General features: G+C 60.5%; 1 protein-coding gene. It reads left to right on the forward strand.

The window, feature by feature from the left end; all coding sequences use genetic code 11:
* Nucleotides 1-248, forward strand: a 248-nt coding sequence (locus AC5IJH_RS18570; protein ID WP_491904296.1) for a tetratricopeptide repeat protein, incomplete at both ends; no start/stop codon positions are given.

Here is a 248-nt window from a genome sequence, read left to right on the forward strand (position 1 = left end):
CCTGAAAGACCTGAACCGTGAGCGCGATGCCGTCACCGCCTTCACGCGCGCCGTTGAGCTCCGCCCGGATCCGGGCATCGCGTTCAAGCTCGGCTCGACCTACCTTGCCCTCCACGAGAAGAAAAAAGCCGACGCTCTCTTCGCGCAACTAATCAAGGCCGCCGGTGGCAATGCGATCTGGTCTATCGCAATCGGGGATGCCTATCGCGATAGTGGGTTCAACGAGGACGCGATTGCCAACTTCAAGC

This window comes from Candidatus Dedyshia acidiphila (genome assembly GCF_051025295.1).
Taxonomy (GTDB): Bacteria; Acidobacteriota; Terriglobia; order Terriglobales; family Acidobacteriaceae; genus KBS-83.